The following is a 19,738-nucleotide window of genomic DNA, read 5'->3' as shown; positions in this document are numbered from 1 at the left end:
TGCAGGTACTCCATGAGCAGCCTGGCCGTATTTCCGGTAATCTTCAGGCAGTAGCGCAGGTGTTCCGGTGTATCAAAGGGATGGGGGTTTAAGGCCCGGCAACAGGTAGCCCCAAATTTTTCTTCAAAGCGGTCGTGGAAATCTTTGGCCAGCCCGTAGGCCCGGTAGCGGTCCTGCCGGTGATCGGTACGCCCGCAAAGCAGGCCGAGAACCATGGTGGAAGCGGTCAGCGCCCCGCAGAGGCACCCCGCGTGTCCCAACCCGCCTCCAAAACCGGTGGCCAGGCGGACGAGATCCCGCTCCACCTCCGGGACCACCAGTTCCCGGAAAGTTAAAAAAATGGACTCGGCACAGTTATAGCCCTCACGGAAGTAGTTCCCCGCCCTGTTCCTTGCTTCAAGGGCCAGATCCTCAGCCATTTTCACCACTCCGTTCTGATCAATTACATTGCTGGTTTATTTCTCTAAACATTCTCTTATTCCTTTCTAAGCTGGTTAAAAAGCTATTAACAATACTTGCAAGGAAACATCTGGAAAGAGAAACTCATATAATAACAAGAAATTTACGGGAGGGGATTTCCACATGGATGGCCAGGTTACCGGACGCTACGCCAGTAAAAGGCACCTCCAGGAAGAGCATATGGCGGGCGACAGGCAGATAGTTCACGTAGGTGACATGGATTATCCGCCCAGCGGGGGGGGCGTTCACCCCGGTCAGAGCCAAGCCGCTGCCTCCGGAGTTGCTGCGCTTAAGGGGCATTTCTGCCCGGACCATTCAGGAGCACTACAAACTTTATGAGGGTTATGTCAACAAAACCAACGAAATTCGTAACCGCCTGCGTACGGTAGACCGTGCGTCGGCCAACTCCACCTACAGCCCCCTGCGGGAACTGAAGGTAGAAGAGAGCTACGCCACAAACGGCGTAAAGCTGCACGAGCTATATTTCGGCAACCTGGGAGGACCGGGAGGCCGGCCCACAGGCGCCCTTTATGAGGCTATTGTTTTCAGTTATGGCTCTTATGAGTTTTGGGAAAACGATTTCAAAGCTTCGGGGCTGGCCTCACGGGGATGGGTGATCCTGTCCTACGACCAGGACGACGGCTTTTTGCACAGCTACTCGGCCGACGCCCATAATGTGGGGATTTTTGTCCGCACGCAGCCCATCCTCGTCCTGGATGTATATGAACATGCGTACTACATTGATTACGGCACCGACCGCCGGAGCTATATCGAAGCCTTCTTCCAGAACATAAACTGGGCCGCGGCCGGCGCCCGGTTTCAAGCCCTGCAGGGACGATAAGAAAGCGGGGCGTTGAAACCCCGCTTCCGGTTTGTTGTGTACCTGCGGTCTATTCCTAAGGGAGGAAGAAGGAATGAGCCGCCGTGTTGACCACTTCCGACAGCGGTCCGGGATAAATGCCCAGCACCAGGGTGGCCACCATGGTGATGATCAGGGTCAGGGCCACCGGGCCGCTCAAAGAAATGGGCGTATGATCAACCGGTTCGTCCCGGTACATGACCAGGGCCACCCGCAGGTAGTAGTAGACCGACACCATGCTCATGATCAGGCCGATGAAGGCCAGCCACAGGTAATTGTCCACAATGGTCTTGAAGAGATAGAATTTGCCCACAAAGCCCGCCAGGGGCGGAATGCCGGCCATGGAGAGCATGGAGATGACCATTACCGCGGCCATCAAGGGGGAGCGCTGGCTCAAACCCGCATAGTCCTTGATTTCATCACTGCCGGTTACATTGTAGAAATAGGCGGCCACGGTAAAGGCGCCGATGGTGGCAAAGACATACAGGAAAGCGTAGAACATTACGCCTTTAATCCCGGCTTCACTGGCGGTGACCAGACCGACCAGGATGTAGCCCGCCTGGGCGATGCTGGAGTAGGCCAGCAGGCGCTTGATGTTGGTCTGGGGAATGGCCACCAGGTTGCCCACAATGATGGTGACAGCCGAAAGAATGGCCACCAGCATGGTCCAGTGGGCCCAGAGCCCCGGCAGGGCCGCTACAAACACCCGCAACAGGATGGCAAAAGAGGCTGCCTTGGAGCCTACGGCCAGGAAGGAGGTCACCGGTGTGGGTGCCCCTTCGTACACATCCGGCGTCCACATATGGAAGGGCACGGCGGAAATCTTGAAACCCAGGCCCGCCACCAGCATGGCCACGCCCAGGATCAGGGCGGGCACGGGCTCTGTGGTTACCGCCTGACCCACTTCGGAGATGACCACCGACCCGGTCACACCGTAAACCAGGCTCAGGCCGTACAACAGCACCGCCGAGGACATTCCCGCCAGGAGGATGTATTTAATCCCGGCCTCCACCGACCTGGTTTCGGTACGGCGGAAGCACACCAGCACGATAAAGGCAATGGTCATGAGCTCCAACCCCAGGTAGAGGGTCATGAAGTCTCCGGCCGAAGCCAGCACCATCATCCCCAGGGTGGCAAACAGCATCATGCTGTAATACTCGCTTTGATCGCCCATCTCGTCAACGTAGCGCATACAGCCCAGGGTGACCAGAAAGGCCGCCGTGAGGAAGGTTATCTTGAAGAAGATGGCATACCGGTCAACGATAAAGATGCCTTCATAAAGGGAACCCTGATTGTTCCACCCGGCGATGGTCAACCCCAGCACTCCCAGCAACCCCAGGGCCGTAACCCAGCCCAGGCCGTGACGGGAGCCTTTGGGAACGAGCAACCCCAGGATCAGTACACCAAGGCCCAGGATGGCCATGGCAATCTCAGGCGCCAACAACGAGAGATCCACATTCATCTAAAAACTCCCCCCTAACTGAAGCGCACCGCTAATCTCGGCCATCAGGGGCACGATGCCGCTATTGACCATGTCGAAGAGCAGGAAGGGGAGAAGACCGCCCACCACCAGAACGGTACCCAGTACGGCCAGGGGCACCAGCTCGGGACCCCGGATGTCCTTCAGAGAGTCATACTCAGGACGGGGCGGCCCAAAAAGGGTGTTGGCACCGGCCCGCAGGGCATAAAGGGCGGTGATGATAATCCCGGCAATGGCCACCACGGCCAGGCCCCCGTAAACCTTGAAGGAGGCCACAAAGATGGTAAACTCGGGTATAAAGCTCACCAGGCCGGGCAGACCCAGGGAAGCCATGGCCGCCAGCATGAAGGCCACGGCCAGGCGGGGTGTCTGCCGGGCCAATCCGCCCAGATCGGGAATCCAGCGGGTGTGGGTCTTTTCGTAAATGAAGCCGATGGTGGAGAAGAACAGTGCCGCCATGATCCCGTGGGCAAACATGTTGGCCACGGCGCCGTTTAAGCCGACGACGTTCAGGGAAGCCACGGCCAGGAGCACATAACCCATGTGGCTCACGCTGGAGTAACCGACGATATACTTGAGGTCTTTCTGGGCCAGGGCCGCCATAGCCGCATAGGCCACGCCACATACACCGAGCACGGCAATCACCGGTGCCCAGAATTTAGCGCCCACCGGCAGGACATAAAGGGCGATGCGAATTAAACCGTAACCACCGATCTTTTTCAGCACCCCGGCGTGAATCATACTCACCGCCGTGGGAGCACCGGCGTAACCGTCGGGCGACCAGGAGTGGAAGGGCCACATGGAGAGAAGCGAACCAAAGCCAAAAAGCATCAGGGCAAAGAGCCATTTCTGGTCGAAATCGCTCAACCCCTGGGCGGCCCGAGCCAGGCCCGTAAAGCTCATATCGGGCACGCCGGAAATGGCCGCAGTCTTCATAAACAGGGCGATCACGCCTACCAGCAGGAAGGCTGAACCAATCAAAAGGTAGATGGTCAGCTTCATACCGGCGTATTCCTTGGTTACCCGCTTGGTGCTACCCCAGATGATCACCAGGATGTAGATGGGAATGACCACCACTTCGTAGAAGAGCAGGAAGATAAACAGGTCCTGGGCCACAAAGGTGCCCATCACACCGGTGATCAAGAGACACAGCAGGATGAAGAAATCCCGCGGACGGTGGTCGACATTCCAGGAGGCAAAAACCGCCGAAAAACCAATCAGGTTGGTCAGCAACAGCATGGGCAGGCTGATGCCGTCCACGCCCAGGAAGAAAGTGACGCCCAGATCCTTAATCCAGGGCACCTGCTGCACAAACTGCAGACCGCCCAGGGATTGGTCGTAGGCAAAGTACACGTACAGGGACATGGCCATGGAAATGAAGGTTCCCGTAGCCGCGATACATTTGATGAGCATGTGCTCCTCCCGGGGAATAAAAGCCATGATCACCGCTGCCACCACGGGAGCAAGCAGGATGGTTAGTAAAACGGGGAAGCCTTCCATTTACTTCACACCCCCCACAATCAGGCTGGCAGCCGAAGGACCGGTAAAGGCCAGGAGAACGACCACGGCCAGCACACCCAGGAAAAACACCAGGGCGTAGTTCTGGAGCCGGCCGGTGTTGGTCACCCGCAGGCCTTCGCCAAACAGGCAGGTCAGGGCGCCCAGGCCGTTGACGATAACGCCGTCCACCACATAGATGTCGAACAGGTAGAACAGTTTGGCCGCACCATCAATGATGGTATGGTTGAACCAGAGGTAGATTTCATCAATATAGTACTTGTTGTACAGGATGGTGTAGATGTGCTTGTAACGTTCGGCCAGTTCCTTTGCCCTGGCTTTGGTCTTATCCGCACAGTAGAGCTGGTAGGCCAGGTAAATGCCGGCTGCGGCCAGCACGATGGAGCCGATCATGACCCAGTAGTTGGGCTCTACGTGGTGAGGATGACCAAAGAAGATCCACTCGCCCCAGTAGGGCGCCCAGGGAGTCCCCACCAGGCCGCCAACGGTAGATAAAATAGCCAGGCCGATCAAGGGCAGGGTCATTACCGGAGGAGATTCGTGCGGGTGGTTCTCCGGATTCTCGTCGCCAAAGAAGGTCAGGAAGATCAGCCGCCACATGTAAAAGGCGGTCAGGAAAGCGGTAAAGGCAGCCATGACAAAGAGGACATAATGCCCGCTCTCCAGGGTCATGGCCAGGATTTCGTCCTTGCTCCAGAACCCGGCAAAGGGGGGAATACCGGCTATGGCCAGGCCACCAATGACAAAAGTCCAGCCGGTAATGGGCATTTTCTTGATCAGGCCGCCCATCTCCCACACGTCCGCCTTGTGGTGCAGGGCATGCAGCACGCTGCCGGCGCCCAGGAACATGAGGGCTTTAAAGAAGGCATGGGTCCACATGTGGAACAGGCTGGCCGTCATGCTGCCCACCCCCAGGGCCAGCATCATGTAGCCGATCTGGCTGACCGTGGAGTAGGCCAGAATGCGCTTGATTTCCCGCTGGGTGACGGCAATGGTGGCGGCAAACAGGGCCGTGAAACCACCGGTGATGGCCACCAGTTCCATGGCATTGGGCACTTCGTGGAAGAGGAACATGGTCCGGGCCACCAGGTAGACACCGGCCACCACCATGGTAGCGGCGTGGATCAGGGCGCTGACCGGGGTGGGACCTTCCATGGCATCCGGCAACCACACGTGCAGGGGGAACTGGCCCGACTTACCGATGGGCCCGATAAACACCAGCACGGCAATGAGGCTTAACACGCCGAAAGTGGTATATTGCTCGAAGTGGGCAATTTTTTCGGAAAGCTCCACCAGGTTCAAAGTGCCAAAGACAATTTGCAGCGACAAAAGCCCGAGCAATAAACCGAAGTCGGCAACACGGCAGGTGATAAAGGCTTTCTTTGCCGCCTCCCGGGCGGAAATCTTGTGGCTGTAAAACCCGATCAACAGGTAGGAACACAGACCGACCAGCTCCCAGGCCACAAACATTTCCAGCAGGTTGCTGGAAATGGCCAGCAGGAGCATGGAGGCAGCAAACAGGGAAACATAGGAGAAGAACACCGAAAAGCCGGGATCGCCTTTCATGTAACCGATGGCGTAGATAAAGATCAGGGACGCCACCATGGAGACCATGAAAATCATCATGGCCGATACGGGATCAAGCTGCACCCCTACGTCTATCTGCAGGCCGGGCATGGAAAACCACCGCACGGCGTAGACCAGGGGTTCTTCCTTAAATGCCGGATTGGTAAACACGCCGTATGCTGCCAGGGCCGAAACGATAAAGGAACCCACTATTCCGGCCACGGCCACCAGGGCGCTGAGCATGGGCCAGGGCCTGGTCAAAAAGACGATGGCTAAAAAGGCCAGAGCAGGCAGCAGGGGCACCAGCCAGGCGTGGTGCATCGCAAATTCAACCATCTCGTTGGACACCCACCTTTCCTACCACTTAAGCCAGTCAAAGTCATCCAGGTTAACCGATACCCTGTTGCGGTAGATGGCAATGATGATGGCCAACCCAACCCCCACTTCGGCAGCGGCCACCGTGATTACGAAAATGGCAAAGAGCTGACCCATGAAAAGGGTGGGGGTTATATACTTGCTGATGGCCACCAGGTTAATATTCACGGCATTGAGCATCAACTCAATACAGATGAGCACTGCAATGGCATTCCTTTTGGCCAGCACGCCAAAGAGACCGATACCAAAAAGCAGCGCCGATAGCACCATGTAGTGGGTGAGGCTAATCGTTGTGAACATCGGCTTTTACCTCCTTGGCCAGGAAAATGGCTCCCACCAGGGCCACCAGCAGGAGAATGGCAGCTACTTCAAAGGGAATGACGTACTTGCTCAGCATAATTTCGGCTATGCTTTCCACGGTTTTTTCCGGCACGGCCGCAGCCGGGCTCGCCCAGGGGGTGGTTGCGGCAAGATAACCGCAAACAACCAGCACCAGGGCCACCACCCCTGCCGCAGCTTTGGTCTGGTTGTTAAACAGGTTGGTGCTCCCCATGTCGCCGCGCTGGATGAGCATGATACCGAAGACCACCATGATACACACCGCACCGGCATACACCAGTACCTGCACCGCGGCCAGAAAATCGGCGTCCAGGGTCAGGAACAGACCGGCCATGGCCACAAAACACACCGCCAGCCAGAGCACCGAGTGCACGATGTTCCTGAGCACGACCACCAGGAGAGCCGATCCCAGGATGGTGGCGGCCAGCAGGTAGAAAGCGGCAGTCATCCAAATGCCTTCCATATAAATTAACCCTCCTCGCCAGGAGCCTTGCCGGCGGCCACTTCTGCCTTGGCGGTCTTGGCCCGGGCCCCCGCCGGATGTTCGGCAGCTGCTTCCGCCGGCTCCTCCTCGGGTAAAGCTTCGGGAGCAGGACGATCCACCAGCACCAGGCGCACCTTGTCCCGGAAGAACTGGTTCATGTTGATTACATGGCTGAACTTAAGAGCGTCTTTATTGCATGACTCCACACACAACCCGCAGAACAGGCAATATTCGATACGCATGACATATTTGGTCAGGTACTGCTTTTTGCCCACCTTCTCCCTGGTAATCTGAATTACCTTATTGGGACAGGCGTTGGCACACAGGCCGCAGGCAATGCACTTATCCACATCCAGTTCAAAGCGACCGTGATAACGTTCAGGCAGGGGAACCTTTTCCTCTGGATATTGCACGGTAACCTTCCTGGTAAACAGTTCCTTCCAGGTGATGGCCAGGCCCTTTAATAGACCTTGTCCGAACATTCAATCACCACCCTATCGCCCGGTAGATGTACATACCCACACCGGTAACAAATATGTTGGCCAGGGAAAGCGGCACCAGCACTTTCCATCCAAAGCCCATTAACTGGTCAACCCGGATACGGGGGTAAGTCCAGCGGATCCACATGAAGATGAAGATCATGGCGTAGACCTTGATAAAGAACCAGAACCAGGAAGGCAGGAAAGTCCACCCGAAGGGAGCCAGCCAGCCGCCCAGGAACATGATGGTACACATGCAGGAAATGACCATCATGCTGCCGTATTCCGCCAGCATGTACATGGCATAGCCCATACCGCTGTACTCGGTGTAGGGGCCGGCAATAATCTCCGACTCGCCTTCCACCAGGTCAAAGGGGGTACGGTTGACCTCGGATACCCCGGCAATGAAGTAAATCAGGAAGGCCAGGGGCTGCGCAAAAATAAACCACGTGCCGCGCTGGGCATTGACAATCTCGGTGATGCTCAGGGTACCGGTGAGCATGATTACTCCCAGCAGGGAAAGCACCAGGGGCAACTCGTAACTGACCATCTGGGCCACCACCCGCATGCCGCCCACCAGGGAGTATTTGTTGTTGGAGGACCAGCCGCCCATCCAGAAGATGATGGTGGAAAGGGAAGCAACGGCCAGCACGTAAAAAACGCCGATGTTCAGGTCAATGGGGGCCATGCCCTCTCCCCAGGGGATGACCGCGAAGGCCATCATCGGGGGAACAAACACAAGGACGGGAGCGGCCAGATAAACGACCTTATCCACCCGCCGCGGGATAATAATTTCCTTGGCCAGAAGTTTCACCACGTCTGCTACAGTCTGGAGCAGGCCCTTGGGACCAACCCGGTTGGGTCCGATCCGGCACTGGATATAAGCGGCGACCTTCCGCTCCATGTACACCAGCCAGACGACGTTGAGGGAAACAAATATAATAACTGCCAGTAGCTTAACGACCATGACGATAAATTCACTGGCCAAGGGAGGCACACCGGCACCGGCCAGATAGGTTCGCAGGCCCGCGGCAATACCGGTAAAAATATTTTCACCCATGCCTCTTCTCCCCTAACTCCATTTTTTAGCAATCAACTTCACCCAGAACTATATCCAGACTGCCCAGGATGGCGATGACATCGGCAATCTTCCAGCCCACCAGCAGTTCATCCAGATAGCCCAGATTAATGAAGGAGGGCCGGCGGAAGTGCACCCGGTAGGGCTTGGGACTGCCATCGCTGACCACATAGCAGCCCAGGATGCCCTTGGAGCTTTCAATTTCCGCATAGGCCTCCCCGGCCGGGGGTTTGATCACTTTGGGTATTTTGGCCATAATGGGACCCTCGGGCAGGCCCTCCACCGCCTGCTGGATAATGCGGGCCGACTGGCGGATTTCTTTGATCCGGCAGACAAAACGGTCAAAGCAGTCCCCGTTTTTCCCCACCGGCACTTCAAAGTCAAAGCGGTCGTATACGCCGTAGGGGCGCACCTTGCGCAGGTCATAGGGAATACCGCTGCCCCTTAAAACAGGACCGCTCAGGCTGTAATTGATACCCATCTCGGGAGTGATGATCCCGACGTATTTTGTACGGGCCTGGAAGATCTCGTTGCCCGTGATCAGGCCGTCGTATTCATCGCACAGGGAGGGCAGATCTTTTAAGAATTTTTGCAGGGGCGGGAAAAACTCGGGGGGTAAATCATCGGCTACACCGCCAATGCGGAAGTAGCTGAAAGTCATGCGGGAACCGGAAACCATTTCCAGAAGATCCAGCACCCGCTCCCGGTCCCGGAAGCAATAAAGAAATCCGGTAAACCCGCCGATGTCCACGCTGTAGGTGCCTACGGCCACCAAATGGCTGGCAATCCGGGAAAGCTCACCCACAATGACCCGGATATATTCAGCCCTCTCGGGCACTTCGACACCCATCAGCTTTTCCACCGCCGCCACATAACCCCAGTTCATGAGCATCGAAGCCAGGTAGTCCATGCGGTCGGTGTAGGGAATTACCTGGGTGTAGGTCCGGGCTTCCGCCAGCTTTTCAATACCCCGGTGCAGGTAGCCGGGAACGGAAGTGGCCTTCACCACCACCTCGCCGTCCAGCTCCAGGATGATCCGGAAAACACCGTGGGTACTGGGATGCTGGGGACCCATGTTGAGCACGTAAGTTTGTGTTTTCATTTACACACCTCCCGAAAATCGTGGAAGGCTACTCCCTGCCACCTTCCCATTGGAAATCCTTGCGCAAGGGGTGGCCCTTGAAGCTATCGTCCAGGAGGATGCGGGTGGGATGGCCGGGATAACCCGTGAAGTTGATCCCCATCAAATCGTATACCTCCCGTTCCTGCCATTTGGCCCCACCCCAGAGCGGGCACAGGGAAGGTGCGGCAGGATTCTCCTTGTCCTCCAGCTTCACCTTGACCATCAGGGTGTAATTGTGTTTTAGGGAAACCAGGTTGTAAACAACCTCAAAATGATCCGGGTAATCAGCTGCCGTGAGGTTGGTTAGAAAATCAAAAGCGTAGTCGGGGTTTTCCTTTAATTCGGTTATCACAGGGATGAGATCGGCAGTGGAAACAAGGAGCACCCCTTCCCCGGCGATCTCGATGGCGGGGAATTTTTCCTTCAGCGCTTCCAGCAACTGTACAGGCGGTTCATAACTAGCCACGGGGCAGTGTCACCACCTTTGGATTCTTGATTTTGTCCCGCAGCATCATAAAACCTTCGATGACGGCCTCGGGCCGGGGCGGGCAGCCGGGTACGTATACATCCACCGGCAAAAGCTTATCCACCCCGGGAACAACATAATAGGAATCTACAAAGGGCCCTCCGGAAATGGCACAGCTCCCCACGGCAATGACCCACTTGGGCTCACTCATCTGCTCATAGAGCCGCACCACAAAGGGAGCCGCCTTTTTGGTCACCGTACCCGCCACAACCATCACATCGGCCTGCCGCGGGGTTCCGCGCATCACCTCGTATCCGAAACGGGAGAGATCGAAGCGTGAAGCGTTGGTAGCCATCAGGGCCTCAATGGCACAGCAGGCCAGGCCGAAGCCCAGCGGCCACAGGGAATGGGCCCGGGCAATATTCAGGAGCTTTTCCAAAGGTGCGATATGAACCAATCGCTTGACCTCACCGACAACTGCCGGGTCCTTCGTCAGTTTTTCCACCGGGTGGTTATCCTTGGTCACTTCCATTCTAACGCTCCTTCCTTCCAGGCATACCAGAGGCCCACAATTAAAATGAAGAGGAAGATAATCATTTCAATAAAAGCAAACAACCCCAGGCTCTGGAACTTGACGGCCCATGGATACAGGTAAATTGTTTCCACGTCGAAAATGACAAAAAGCAAAGCGTAGAGGAAATAGCTAGTCTTGAACTGCACCCAGGTGGGGCCGATGGTGTCCACGCCGCACTCATAGGGCTCATACTTCTGCCCCTGGTAACGACGCGGGTGAATCAAATAACTGGTTACTATAGCTCCGCCACCAACAAGCAACCCACCGATGAGAAATAACAGTACCCCCGTCCATTCCGAAAGCACCCTTATCTCCCCCCTTTCCCAAGTAAATTCACTCCACATCAAACCGGGCTGTTTCAGGGCCCGGTAAAAAATGACTTGTGAATTCTGTAACTCCCCGGCGCAGGGATTTTATCCGCTTGCAAAAACTACCGCACTCCACGGAAGCCAGCCCGGTGCAGAGGGCACGGCCCCCAGCGGGCCAGAGCCTGCCGGTGGGCGGAAGTGGGATAGCCCTTGTGGCGGTCAAAGCCGTATTGCGGGTAGAGATGGTGGCAAACCTGCATGAGCTGGTCCCTGGTAACCTTGGCCAGAATAGATGCCGCGGCAATAGAAGCACTGGAGGCGTCTCCCCCCACCAGGGCTCGCTGGGGCAAAGATAAATTCAGAGGAAAACGGCCATCTACGAGCAAGAACTGCGGCACCACCGACAAACCCTGTACTGCCCGGCGCATGGCCAAAAGGGAGGCAAAATGAATGTTTAAAAGCTCTATCTCGTTAACGGTAGAGATACCGATGGCCCAATCCAGAGCCACCTGTTTAATCCGGTGAGCCAGGTCCTCCCTCCGCTCGGGGGAAACCTTCTTGGAGTCGTTTAGCCCGGGGAGGAACACCCGGCCAGGTAAAATCACGGCCGCCGCCACCACCGGGCCGGCCAGGGGACCCCGCCCGGCTTCATCCACCCCGGCCACGAGGGAATAACCCTGGTACAAAAGCTCTTCTTCGTAACGGTACCAGTTCTCCAGGCTATCCAAAGAAAGTCAGGCCTTTCTTTAGCTTTAACTATATTACTTCAGACCAGATAATATACTTAAGTAAATTTTTCGCGGTTTAGACACAAATCCCTCCCCGGGGGAAAGATTTTTTACTCCCTTTTTTTCATTATTCAGGCGGGACATCCAGTGTAAACCGCCCCAGGCGGCCTTCCCGGAACTCCTTTAACAGGTGAATGGCGGCCCGGTAGCTGTCCACGACACCTCCCGGTCCCACCAGCCCCCTTCTGGCACCAATCAGTTCCACCACCCGGTGACCCTGAGCCGGAAGCTCTTCCAAATGGTAACGTTCCTTTAAAGAAGCGGGAAATGATTGCAACAGCCACTCCGCCAGCCAGGCGGCAACCTCCTCTACATCAAAAACTTCTTCTTTAATCGCACCGGTGGCGGCCAATTTCAAGCCTACCCGGGGATCATCAAATTTGGGCCAGAGCACCCCGGGGGTATCCAGCAGTTCCACCTCCCTGGCGAGACGGACCCACTGCTGCCCCCTGGTAACGCCGGGGCGGTTGCCCGTGCGGGTAACCCGGAAACCTGCCAGGGCGTTAATAAAAAAGGATTTGCCCACATTGGGTATACCCACCACCATACAGCGGGGATTGGGGGGGGCGCCTGCCGCGGGCGGTCAGGGAAGCCATCTTATCTTCCACCAGGCGTCTTACCAGGATGGGGACTTCCGCCACGCCCTTTTTGCGTGTAGAGTCTACCGCCAGGGCCGGCAGGCCACGGCCACGAAACCAGTCCAGCCAGAGGCGGGTAAGATGCGGGTCGGCCAGATCCTCCTTATTCAGAACCACCAGGTGGGGTTTCCCGCCCACGATTTTACCGATGAGCGGGTTACGGCTGCTGGCCGGAATCCGGGCATCCAACAGTTCAATGACCACATCCACCAGTTTCAGGTTTTCCTGAACCAGCCGCCTTGCCCTGGCCATGTGGCCGGGGTACCACTGAATGGACATATTTGATCACCTTTTAATGCAGCAACCCGATGCGTTCAAGGGGCCAGTAGACCAGGATGGCCTTTCCAACGATGTTCTGCCGGGGAAGGGGACCCCAGACCCGGCTGTCATCGCTGTTGTTGCGGTTGTCCCCCAGCATTAAATAATAACCGGGAGGAACCTGCACGGGACCGAAATCGGCAAAATGGATGTCCCGGGGTAAATAATCTTCGGTCACCAGGCGCCCGTTAATATAAAGGTGGTTGTTGCGCAGGGCCACCGTTTCTCCAGGCAGACCAATGAGCCGTTTTACGAAATCCCGGCTGGGATCTAAAGGGTACTTGAAGACCACAATATCACCGCGCCGGGGTTCGCCAAAACGGTAGGCAAGCTTGCTGACAATGATGCGGTCTCCTATTTGCAGGGTCGGCTCCATGGAACCCGACGGGATATAAAAGGGAGCTAAAATAAAAAGCCTGATTACGGCAGCCAGAAGAACAGCTACAACTACCGACTCGAGAATTTCCCCGAAAGTAGATTTTTTGCCTTCCGGTTGCCGGGCTGTTTCGGCCAGGTTCGTCTCGCGTTCCACATCCTCCATTGATCGCTTCCCTCCCATCAGGCGTAAAAGCCAAAAAGGGACTGTCGCGGCAGTCCCCTGGGTGAAAACAACTATCTTCTGTCCCGAATGCGGGCGGCCTTACCCCGCAGCTGACGCAGGTAATAAAGCCTGGCCCGGCGCACATGGCCCCGCCGTACCACCTCGATGCGTTCAATCCTCGGAGAATGCAGGGGAAAAGTCCTTTCCACTCCCACACCGTAGGAAACCCGGCGTACGGTAAAGGTTTCGCTCAGGCCGCCGCCACGGCGACGGATAACTACCCCTTCAAATACCTGAATCCGTTCCCGGTTTCCTTCCACCACCTTCACATGCACCCTTACGGTGTCCCCGGGACGGAAATCGGGAATATCCGTTTTCATTTGCTCCTGTTCCAGGGATTGAATCAGGTTCATTTAACGCCCCCCTTTCCTGCTGGACGACGGTCATATGATAAGTCCAACACCGGACCGTCCGTAAATCAACAGAATAAATTATAGCACAGCGATTACCAGCAAAGCAAGGCATTACTGGATCAGGCTTTTTATTTCTTCCAGAACCGAGGCCAGGATTTTCCTGTCTTCCCCGGTCAGAGAGGCCCTGGCCAGCAGGTCGGGACGGCTGGCCAGGGTGCGCAGCAAAGACTGGCGCCGCCGCCAGAGGCGGATTTTTTCGTGATGACCGCTTAAAAGCACTTCCGGTACTCTGTAGCCCCGGTATTCCCTGGGCCTGGTGTAGTGGGGATATTCCAGCAGGCCGTCAGCAAAGGACTCTTCCTGTGCCGAGGCTCTTTCCCCGAGCACCCCGGGAATCAGGCGGCATACGGCATCCACCACCACCATGGCCGGCAGTTCCCCGCCGGTGAGCACATAATCGCCAATGGAGATCTCGTCCGTGACCAGGTGTTCCGCCACCCTCTCGTCAATGCCCTCGTAATGACCACAGATGAGGACCAGGTGTTCCTCCCGGGCCAGTTCCGCCGCCACCTCCTGGTTGAAGGGGCGGCCGGCCGGACACAGCAAAATGACCCTGCCGGGTTCTCCCCGCCGGGCACGGATCCAGTCCATGGCCTCAAACAGGGGTTCCGCGGCCATCACCATGCCCGCCCCACCCCCGTAAGGGGTGTCATCCACGGTACGGTGTTTATTCCGGGAAAAATCCCTGATGTTGATCAGGTTGATCTCTACAAGTCCCTTCTCCCGGGCCCTTTTAATAATGCTGGCGTCGAAGGGGCCGGTAAACATTTCCGGGAAAAGGGTTAATATATCTACCACCATTTTTGGTTCACCCACTAGTCCCGCAGGCCCGGAGGAAGGTCCACCACCATGCGTTTCCGGTCCAGGTCGATATTGCGGACCACGCTTTTCAATGCCGGTATCAGCAGGGGACGTTTGCCCTCCTCCTGCACCACATATACATCATTGGCACCGGTGGTTAATACATCGGTAACTTTTCCCAACCACTCACCACCCAGGGTATATACATCCAGGCCGATAATCTCAAAGATGTAGTACGTGTCTTCGGGAAGGGCAACCAGCTGTTCCGTGGTTACCTGCAGGAAGGCCCCTTTCAGAGCCAGGGCCGCATTCATGTCCGGCACTTCCCTGAATTTAAGGATAATAAAGCCCTTGTGGCGCCTGGTTTTCTCAATGTGATAGATTTTTCTTTCCCCGTTGTGGTGGATTAACACCTCGTCCATACGGTCAAAGCGCTCGGGGAAATCGGTGAGGGGAAGGACCCGCACTTCCCCGCGGTGACCCTGGGTGGTGACGATCTTGCCGATGTTAATGTAATCAACCATCGAGGGCATTCCCTCCGGTTGGCCGGATCTCCATGACCACACCATCCTCCAGGATGACTTCCATACCGGCAACCTCCTGCCAGTTGTCCCCGACTTTCAATTCCACCAAACTTTGAAGCTGCCCGTGGACTACCTCTTCCCCGGGAGCCAGCCGGGCTACTTCCTTTAGTTTATCCAGGAGCTTTTGCCGGGCCTCCAGCCGGCGGGCGCGCTCCTGTTCAATTTGCTGCCGGGCGGCAGGTACACCCTGGGGATTTTTCTTTTCCAGCTCGGCCACCACGCGCCGGGCCTGGAATTCCAGGTGCTGCATCTGCACATCGATCTGGCGGATGGCTTGCTGGATATCGGTGCTTAATTTTTGTTTGTATCCTTCGGTAACTCTAACCTTAACCAACACGGGGCAAATGATGGTCAATTTATGCATAAGTTTATCGCCTCACCGACGGGCAAAAAAAACGCATGTATGTACAGGGAAGGTAGATATTTCAGTGAACCTGGTTGGATGCGGCGCTGTCACGCGCTGACAGCGCCGCACCCTTGTCATAACGGTTCTACTGAATATTTACCAGGGGAGGGTAACATCCCTCCCCTATACTATCTCCACGGTTACTTTTTTGCGCTGCCTGGCGGCCGCAGCCTTGGCCACGGTGCGGATGGCCCTGGCAATACGGCCCTGTTTGCCAATTACCTTGCCCATGTCTTCCGGGGCTACCTTAAGTTCTATCAGGCATGATTTTTCTTTTTCAATCATATTGACGCTAACCTTATCCGGTTGATCCACCAGGGCCTTGGCCAGGATCTCCACTACTTCCTTCATACACATTAGACCTCCCTAAAACCCTACTGGCTCTCCCCGGCGGGCTTATTCAGCAACCCGGCTTTCTGGAACAACGCCCGGGCGGTATCGGTAAGCTGGGCACCGTTCCTGAGCCATTTCAGTGCCCTGGCTTCGTCAATCTTGATTTCAGCCGGATCCTTCAAGGGATCATAATACCCCAGTTCTTCCACAAACCGGCCGTCCCGGGGGGAACGGGAATCCGCCACCACAATACGGTAAAAAGGGTTTTTCTTGGCCCCCATCCTTCTCAATCTGATCTTAACGGCCACAGGTACTTCACCTCCTTGATGGGATGTATCTTAAAATAAGGGGTTGTCTTTACCCAGGAACAAGTTTTTGGGCAGCTTGCCCCCCTTTTTGCCTCCCTTGCCCATTTCAGCCAGCTGGCGCATCATTTTGCGCGTCTGCTCAAACTGTTTTAAAACGCTGTTAACCTTCTGCACCGTGGTCCCGCTGCCCCGGGCAATGCGCCGGCGGCGGCTGCCGTTGATCTCGTGGGGATGGGCCCGTTCCCAGGGGGTCATGGATTTGATAATGGCTTCCACATAAACCAGTTCCCTGTCGTCAATATCCCCCAGTTCCTTCAGCTTCTTCATATTGCCCAGCCCGGGGATCATGCTGATGATCTGCTGGATGGGCCCCAGCTTCTTCACTTCCTGGAGCTGCTCCAGGAAATCATCCAGGGTAAAATCGGCACTGCGGATCTTTTTATTCAGCCGGGCCACCTGTTCGGCGTCGAAATTGGCCTGGGCCTTTTCAATGAGGGTGAGTACATCCCCCATGCCCAGAATCCGGTCGGCCATGCGGTCGGGGTGGAAGGGTTCCAGGGCATCCAGCTTCTCACCCACCCCCACAAATTTAATGGGACAGCCGGTAACGGCCTTGATGGACAGGGCCGCCCCACCCCGGGTGTCGCCATCCAGTTTGGTAAGCACCACCCCGTCCAGTCCCAGCCGTTTATTGAAAGTCTCGGCTATATTAACCGCCACCTGGCCGGTCATGGCATCCACCACCAGCAAAATCTCGTGGGGACGCACGGCAGCTTTGAGGGTCTCCAGCTCGGCCATCATCTCTTCATTTATTTCCAACCTTCCGGCTGTATCAATGATCACCAGGTCCCGGCCCTGTTTTACGGCGTGTTCTACGGCCGCCCGGGCAATATCCACCGGGGTATGCCGGTCCCCCATGGAAAATACAGGGATACCCAGTTGCTCCCCCAGCACCTGCAATTGTTTGATGGCCGCCGGGCGGTAGACGTCGCCCGCCACCAGCAGGGGGCGGCGTCCCTGTTTGCGCATCAGGTTGGCCAGTTTGGCCGCCGTGGTGGTTTTCCCCGCCCCGTGCAACCCCACCATCATCACTATGGTGGGCGGCTTGGGAGCCAGGTTGAGCTTGCTCTGGGTCCCACCCATCAAACCGGCCAGCTCATCCCGCACAATTTTAATAACCTGCTGCGCCGGTGTTAAACTGGACAGGACATCCTGACCCACCGCCCGCTCCTTAACCCGGGCAACGAAAGATTTTACCACCTGGAAATTCACGTCGGCGGCCAGAAGGGCCCGGCGCACTTCTTTCATAGCCTCGTCCACATCGGCTTCCGTAAGCCGGCCTTTACTTTTTAACTTGCGGAAGGTTTCCTGCAACTTTTCAGCCAGGCCTTCAAATATCATAATCTCACCCCATTACACCCCGCAGGATTTCCCGTACCCGCGATAGAGTTTCCTCGTTCATCGAACTATTTTCATCCAGCAGCGCCAGGGCTTCGCCCAGGCGGCGCCGCTGTTCCATAAATTTGGCCACCAGGCCCAGTTTTTCCTCATACCGGGTGAGAATGTGCTCCGCCCTTTTCAGCACGTCGTGAACTGCCTGGCGACTGACACCAAATTGTTCGGCAATCTCGCCCAGGGAAAGATCATGGGCGTAGTAAAGTTCCACAAACTTTTGCTGACGCTGGGTCAACAGCTGCCCGTAAAAATCATAAAGGAGGTTCATCCAGGCCAGCTTCTCCATGCCCCGTCCTCCTGCTGACCCCAGCTGGAAAACTGGAGTAAAGCCTATAAAGGATAGACACTTTACACTAAATTTTATCGGATCCCCCCGGCCCTGTCAAGCGGAATGCATTTGACAGCAATCCCCAGCAGTGATAATATGGCTGTATGTAACATTACTACATTATGGTTATGGATCGTAAATGTTCAGTGACCCCGCAATGGTGCCGATGGTAGCGGTTTTACTGAACAATTACTATGGATCAATACGATTTTAAACAGCCGATCAGAGGTGAGAATAATTGACTAAAGAGGCTAAACCTGCCACGAACAGGCCGGCGGGACTTTTGGATCTCCAGGAGGCCCTCTCCCTGGACAGGGCACAGGTTAAGGATTTGCATAAAAAGTACCTTAACGCCGGCCTGGCCACCATGCTGGAACTTTTAAGCTTTGACAGGCTGTTTGTGCGGGCGCAGGGCATCTCGGTGTGGGACAACCAGGGCCGGGAATACCTCGATTTCTTGGGTGGTTACGGTGCCCTGAACCTGGGACACAACCATCCCAAAGTACTGACTGCCCTGCAGCGGGTCCAGGCATTGCCCAACATTCTCCAGGCTTCCCTGGGGATTCTTACCGCCGCCCTGGCCCACAATCTTGCCCTGATAACCCCCGGCAAGCTGCAACGCTCCTTTCTTTGCAACAGCGGAGCGGAAGCCGTGGAAGGAGCAATCAAACTGGCCCGGGCAGCTACCGGCCGCAGCGGCGTCATCTACTGCCAGGGTTCCTTCCACGGGAAAACCATGGGGGCTCTTTCAGTCACCGGGCGGGAAAAATATCAAAAACCCTTTGCTCCCCTGTTACCCCAGTGCCAGGCCATACCCTTTGGGGATTTACAAGCCCTGGAAAAGGCCCTGCAGTCCCGGCAGGCCGCGGCCTTTATAGTGGAACCAATTCAGGGGGAAGGTGGAATCAACGTGCCCCCACCGGGCTACCTGAGAAAGGCCCGGGAGCTTTGCAGCCGTTACGGCACCCTTTTTATCGCCGATGAAGTGCAGACCGGCTTTGGCCGCACAGGTTATATGTTTGCCTGCGAGGCGGAAAATGTGGAGCCGGACATCATGTGCCTGGCCAAATCCCTGGGCGGCGGAATGATGCCCATGGGGGCCTACATCACCACGGACGAAATCTGGAAAAAAGCCTACGGCGGGATGGAAAAGGCCCTTTTACATACTTCTACCTTCGGGGGCAATGCTATGGCCTGCGCCGCAGCCCTGGCCACCATCCAGGTCATTTACGAGGAAAATTTAGTGGAACAGGCCCGGGAAAATGGTGCCTACTTCCTGGCCCGGCTCAAAGAACTGCAGGAACGCTTCCCCCTGCTGAAAGAGGTACGGGGACGGGGCCTGATGATCGGCCTGGAATTCAACCAACCCGGCGGCCTGGCCTCAAAGGTTACTTTCGGGCTGGCCAGCAAGCTGGCTGAAGAATATACGGGCAGCCTGGTTGCCGGGGAACTTTTAAATAATTACGGTATTATTACTGCTTATACCCTGAATAACCCCAATGTAATTCGCCTGGAGCCGCCCCTTTGCGTTACCCGGGAACAAATCGACCGGGTGGTAACCGCCCTGGAGGAGATCTTCAAACGACACCGGAGCTTTATGAGCATGGCCACTTCCGGGGTGAGGACCATATTGAAATCCCTGACCCAGCGGGAATAA

26 protein-coding genes (1 of these 26 cut by a window edge) are annotated in these 19,738 nt (G+C 56.2%); 2 read left to right on the top strand and 24 right to left on the bottom strand.

The window, feature by feature from the left end:
- Positions 1 to 419: the 5' portion of a C-GCAxxG-C-C family protein gene (locus G7K71_RS11890; protein ID WP_013823181.1), read on the bottom strand. It extends 19 nt beyond the left edge of the window; 419 of the gene's 438 nt are visible here — the first part of the coding sequence; its start codon is at positions 417 to 419; its stop codon lies beyond the left edge, outside the window.
- Between the two features lie 251 nt (positions 420 to 670).
- On the opposite strand from G7K71_RS11890, the gene G7K71_RS11885 reads away from it, so the two are divergent.
- Positions 671 to 1,300, top strand: a complete 630-nt coding sequence (locus G7K71_RS11885) for a superoxide dismutase (protein ID WP_313884976.1) — start codon at positions 671 to 673, stop codon at positions 1,298 to 1,300.
- 55 nt (positions 1,301 to 1,355) lie between these two features.
- On the opposite strand, the gene G7K71_RS11880 is transcribed toward G7K71_RS11885, so the two are convergent.
- From G7K71_RS11880 to ylxM, 23 genes are all read right to left on the bottom strand, one after another.
- Complete coding sequence (locus tag G7K71_RS11880) at positions 1,356 to 2,780, bottom strand: NADH-quinone oxidoreductase subunit N (protein WP_121451064.1); 1,425 nt, start codon at positions 2,778 to 2,780, stop codon at positions 1,356 to 1,358.
- Positions 2,781 to 4,298, bottom strand: a complete 1,518-nt coding sequence (locus G7K71_RS11875) for a NuoM family protein (protein WP_166346695.1) — start codon at positions 4,296 to 4,298, stop codon at positions 2,781 to 2,783.
- Positions 4,299 to 6,218: an NADH-quinone oxidoreductase subunit L gene (gene nuoL, locus G7K71_RS11870; protein ID WP_166346692.1), complete on the bottom strand. Its 1,920-nt coding sequence runs from the start codon at positions 6,216 to 6,218 to the stop codon at positions 4,299 to 4,301.
- A 21-nt stretch (positions 6,219 to 6,239) separates the two neighbouring features.
- Positions 6,240 to 6,557 (bottom strand): NADH-quinone oxidoreductase subunit NuoK, encoded by a 318-nt coding sequence (nuoK, locus tag G7K71_RS11865; RefSeq protein ID WP_013823186.1) that lies wholly within the window; start codon positions 6,555 to 6,557, stop codon positions 6,240 to 6,242.
- The gene (locus G7K71_RS11860; RefSeq protein ID WP_013823187.1) at positions 6,541 to 7,059 is read right to left on the bottom strand and encodes an NADH-quinone oxidoreductase subunit J; all 519 of its coding nucleotides are present in this window, start codon (positions 7,057 to 7,059) and stop codon (positions 6,541 to 6,543) included. Before G7K71_RS11860 ends, nuoK begins: the two co-directional genes overlap by 17 nt.
- A 5-nt stretch (positions 7,060 to 7,064) precedes the next feature.
- A complete protein-coding gene (locus tag G7K71_RS11855; RefSeq protein ID WP_166346689.1) occupies positions 7,065 to 7,562 on the bottom strand; it encodes an NADH-quinone oxidoreductase subunit I in 498 nt (165 codons plus the stop codon).
- A gap of 4 nt (positions 7,563 to 7,566) precedes the next feature.
- Positions 7,567 to 8,619: an NADH-quinone oxidoreductase subunit NuoH gene (nuoH, locus tag G7K71_RS11850; RefSeq protein WP_121451060.1), complete on the bottom strand. Its 1,053-nt coding sequence runs from the start codon at positions 8,617 to 8,619 to the stop codon at positions 7,567 to 7,569.
- Between the two features lie 25 nt (positions 8,620 to 8,644).
- Positions 8,645 to 9,739, bottom strand: a complete 1,095-nt coding sequence (locus tag G7K71_RS11845) for an NADH-quinone oxidoreductase subunit D (protein ID WP_013823190.1) — start codon at positions 9,737 to 9,739, stop codon at positions 8,645 to 8,647.
- A 28-nt stretch (positions 9,740 to 9,767) separates the two neighbouring features.
- On the bottom strand, positions 9,768 to 10,226 hold the full coding sequence (locus tag G7K71_RS11840; protein ID WP_013823191.1) for an NADH-quinone oxidoreductase subunit C: 459 nt from the start codon (positions 10,224 to 10,226) through the stop codon (positions 9,768 to 9,770).
- The gene (locus G7K71_RS11835) at positions 10,219 to 10,758 is read right to left on the bottom strand and encodes an NADH-quinone oxidoreductase subunit B (RefSeq protein ID WP_121451059.1); all 540 of its coding nucleotides are present in this window, start codon (positions 10,756 to 10,758) and stop codon (positions 10,219 to 10,221) included. The genes G7K71_RS11840 and G7K71_RS11835 overlap by 8 nt, the downstream gene beginning before the upstream one ends.
- On the bottom strand, positions 10,749 to 11,105 hold the full coding sequence (locus tag G7K71_RS11830) for an NADH-quinone oxidoreductase subunit A (protein WP_013823193.1): 357 nt from the start codon (positions 11,103 to 11,105) through the stop codon (positions 10,749 to 10,751). Before G7K71_RS11830 ends, G7K71_RS11835 begins: the two co-directional genes overlap by 10 nt.
- A 125-nt stretch (positions 11,106 to 11,230) precedes the next feature.
- Positions 11,231 to 11,836 carry a ribonuclease HII gene (locus tag G7K71_RS11825; RefSeq protein WP_166346686.1) on the bottom strand — a complete coding sequence of 202 codons (606 nt, stop codon included), beginning with the start codon at positions 11,834 to 11,836 and terminating at the stop codon, positions 11,231 to 11,233.
- 127 nt (positions 11,837 to 11,963) lie between these two features.
- Positions 11,964 to 12,422 carry a GTPase gene (locus G7K71_RS20070; protein WP_313884975.1) on the bottom strand — a complete coding sequence of 153 codons (459 nt, stop codon included), beginning with the start codon at positions 12,420 to 12,422 and terminating at the stop codon, positions 11,964 to 11,966.
- On the bottom strand, positions 12,400 to 12,813 hold the full coding sequence (locus tag G7K71_RS20065; protein ID WP_313884974.1) for a hypothetical protein: 414 nt from the start codon (positions 12,811 to 12,813) through the stop codon (positions 12,400 to 12,402). The genes G7K71_RS20070 and G7K71_RS20065 overlap by 23 nt, the downstream gene beginning before the upstream one ends.
- A gap of 13 nt (positions 12,814 to 12,826) precedes the next feature.
- Positions 12,827 to 13,393 (bottom strand): signal peptidase I, encoded by a 567-nt coding sequence (gene lepB, locus G7K71_RS11815; protein ID WP_166346684.1) that lies wholly within the window; start codon positions 13,391 to 13,393, stop codon positions 12,827 to 12,829.
- Positions 13,394 to 13,464: 71 nt separating this feature from the next.
- Complete coding sequence (gene rplS / locus G7K71_RS11810) at positions 13,465 to 13,806, bottom strand: 50S ribosomal protein L19 (RefSeq protein WP_013823197.1); 342 nt, start codon at positions 13,804 to 13,806, stop codon at positions 13,465 to 13,467.
- A 111-nt stretch (positions 13,807 to 13,917) separates the two neighbouring features.
- On the bottom strand, positions 13,918 to 14,667 hold the full coding sequence (gene trmD, locus G7K71_RS11805; protein ID WP_166346681.1) for a tRNA (guanosine(37)-N1)-methyltransferase TrmD: 750 nt from the start codon (positions 14,665 to 14,667) through the stop codon (positions 13,918 to 13,920).
- A gap of 14 nt (positions 14,668 to 14,681) precedes the next feature.
- Positions 14,682 to 15,191, bottom strand: a complete 510-nt coding sequence (gene rimM / locus G7K71_RS11800; RefSeq protein WP_166346678.1) for a ribosome maturation factor RimM — start codon at positions 15,189 to 15,191, stop codon at positions 14,682 to 14,684.
- Positions 15,184 to 15,615: a YlqD family protein gene (locus G7K71_RS11795; RefSeq protein WP_013823200.1), complete on the bottom strand. Its 432-nt coding sequence runs from the start codon at positions 15,613 to 15,615 to the stop codon at positions 15,184 to 15,186. Before G7K71_RS11795 ends, rimM begins: the two co-directional genes overlap by 8 nt.
- A 165-nt stretch (positions 15,616 to 15,780) precedes the next feature.
- Positions 15,781 to 16,008 carry a KH domain-containing protein gene (locus G7K71_RS11790; RefSeq protein WP_013823201.1) on the bottom strand — a complete coding sequence of 76 codons (228 nt, stop codon included), beginning with the start codon at positions 16,006 to 16,008 and terminating at the stop codon, positions 15,781 to 15,783.
- 23 nt (positions 16,009 to 16,031) lie between these two features.
- Positions 16,032 to 16,298: a 30S ribosomal protein S16 gene (gene rpsP / locus G7K71_RS11785; protein WP_013823202.1), complete on the bottom strand. Its 267-nt coding sequence runs from the start codon at positions 16,296 to 16,298 to the stop codon at positions 16,032 to 16,034.
- A 30-nt stretch (positions 16,299 to 16,328) separates the two neighbouring features.
- Positions 16,329 to 17,699, bottom strand: coding sequence for a signal recognition particle protein (ffh, locus tag G7K71_RS11780; RefSeq protein ID WP_207712895.1), 1,371 nt, complete (start codon positions 17,697 to 17,699; stop codon positions 16,329 to 16,331).
- Between the two features lie 4 nt (positions 17,700 to 17,703).
- Positions 17,704 to 18,039 (bottom strand): YlxM family DNA-binding protein, encoded by a 336-nt coding sequence (gene ylxM / locus G7K71_RS11775; RefSeq protein ID WP_013823204.1) that lies wholly within the window; start codon positions 18,037 to 18,039, stop codon positions 17,704 to 17,706.
- A 280-nt stretch (positions 18,040 to 18,319) separates the two neighbouring features.
- Between ylxM and G7K71_RS11770 the strand changes: the two genes are divergently transcribed.
- The gene (locus G7K71_RS11770; RefSeq protein WP_166346675.1) at positions 18,320 to 19,738 is read left to right on the top strand and encodes an aspartate aminotransferase family protein; all 1,419 of its coding nucleotides are present in this window, start codon (positions 18,320 to 18,322) and stop codon (positions 19,736 to 19,738) included.

It is taken from the genome of Desulfofundulus sp. TPOSR (genome assembly GCF_011393055.1).
GTDB classification, from domain to species: domain Bacteria; phylum Bacillota; class Desulfotomaculia; order Desulfotomaculales; family Desulfovirgulaceae; genus Desulfofundulus; species Desulfofundulus kuznetsovii.
Note: the sequence above shows the minus strand (reverse complement) of the source record. Positions and strands in the feature narration are given on the sequence as shown.

Excerpts from the sequence above, each read along its gene's own strand:
- G7K71_RS11880 (WP_121451064.1), bottom strand. The coding sequence starts at position 2,780 with ATGAATGTGGATCTCTCGTTGTTGGCGCCTGAGATTGCCATGGCCATC.
- G7K71_RS11875 (WP_166346695.1), bottom strand. The coding sequence starts at position 4,298 with ATGGAAGGCTTCCCCGTTTTACTAACCATCCTGCTTGCTCCCGTGGTG.
- nuoL (WP_166346692.1), bottom strand. The coding sequence starts at position 6,218 with ATGGTTGAATTTGCGATGCACCACGCCTGGCTGGTGCCCCTGCTGCCT.
- nuoK (WP_013823186.1), bottom strand. The coding sequence starts at position 6,557 with ATGTTCACAACGATTAGCCTCACCCACTACATGGTGCTATCGGCGCTG.
- G7K71_RS11860 (WP_013823187.1), bottom strand. The coding sequence starts at position 7,059 with ATGGAAGGCATTTGGATGACTGCCGCTTTCTACCTGCTGGCCGCCACC.
- G7K71_RS11855 (WP_166346689.1), bottom strand. The coding sequence starts at position 7,562 with ATGTTCGGACAAGGTCTATTAAAGGGCCTGGCCATCACCTGGAAGGAA.
- nuoH (WP_121451060.1), bottom strand. The coding sequence starts at position 8,619 with ATGGGTGAAAATATTTTTACCGGTATTGCCGCGGGCCTGCGAACCTAT.
- G7K71_RS11845 (WP_013823190.1), bottom strand. The coding sequence starts at position 9,739 with ATGAAAACACAAACTTACGTGCTCAACATGGGTCCCCAGCATCCCAGT.
- G7K71_RS11835 (WP_121451059.1), bottom strand. The coding sequence starts at position 10,758 with ATGGAAGTGACCAAGGATAACCACCCGGTGGAAAAACTGACGAAGGAC.
- G7K71_RS20065 (WP_313884974.1), bottom strand. The coding sequence starts at position 12,813 with ATGTCCATTCAGTGGTACCCCGGCCACATGGCCAGGGCAAGGCGGCTG.
- lepB (WP_166346684.1), bottom strand. The coding sequence starts at position 13,393 with ATGGAGGATGTGGAACGCGAGACGAACCTGGCCGAAACAGCCCGGCAA.
- rplS (WP_013823197.1), bottom strand. The coding sequence starts at position 13,806 with ATGAACCTGATTCAATCCCTGGAACAGGAGCAAATGAAAACGGATATT.
- trmD (WP_166346681.1), bottom strand. The coding sequence starts at position 14,667 with ATGGTGGTAGATATATTAACCCTTTTCCCGGAAATGTTTACCGGCCCC.
- rimM (WP_166346678.1), bottom strand. The coding sequence starts at position 15,191 with ATGGTTGATTACATTAACATCGGCAAGATCGTCACCACCCAGGGTCAC.
- G7K71_RS11795 (WP_013823200.1), bottom strand. The coding sequence starts at position 15,615 with ATGCATAAATTGACCATCATTTGCCCCGTGTTGGTTAAGGTTAGAGTT.
- G7K71_RS11790 (WP_013823201.1), bottom strand. The coding sequence starts at position 16,008 with ATGAAGGAAGTAGTGGAGATCCTGGCCAAGGCCCTGGTGGATCAACCG.
- ffh (WP_207712895.1), bottom strand. The coding sequence starts at position 17,699 with ATGATATTTGAAGGCCTGGCTGAAAAGTTGCAGGAAACCTTCCGCAAG.
- ylxM (WP_013823204.1), bottom strand. The coding sequence starts at position 18,039 with ATGGAGAAGCTGGCCTGGATGAACCTCCTTTATGATTTTTACGGGCAG.